Source organism: Pseudomonas frederiksbergensis, assembly GCF_003732665.1.
GTDB lineage: Bacteria > Pseudomonadota > Gammaproteobacteria > Pseudomonadales > Pseudomonadaceae > Aquipseudomonas > Aquipseudomonas frederiksbergensis_G.
Genome location: NZ_MOBP01000184.1, coordinates 1 through 253 on the forward strand (window position 1 = coordinate 1; position 253 = coordinate 253).

General features: G+C 56.9%; 1 protein-coding gene. It reads left to right on the forward strand.

Annotation, left to right across the window (positions count from 1 at the left end; translation table 11 throughout):
- On the forward strand, nt 1-202 hold a 202-nt coding region (locus BK665_RS33740; protein ID WP_123410662.1), incomplete at its 5' end, for a tRNA-guanine transglycosylase.
- Nucleotides 203-253 lie beyond the last annotated feature (51 nt).

Below are 253 nucleotides of genomic sequence, written 5' to 3' on the forward strand. Positions count from 1 at the left end.
GCGTGATTACTCCCGCGCCTATCTGCATCATCTCACGCGCTCCAACGAGGCGCTGGGCGGCATGCTGCTCTCCTGGCACAATCTTGCCTATTATCAGGAGCTGATGCAGGGTATCCGCAAGTCGATCGAGGAAGGCCGTTTCGCTGATTTTTATGCGGAAACCATAGAGATGTGGGCGCGGGGCGACATAGACCCGATCTGATTTTTCCCGACCCTTTCTCCTGCTCGGACGCTTTCCTTGGCACATGCGCCT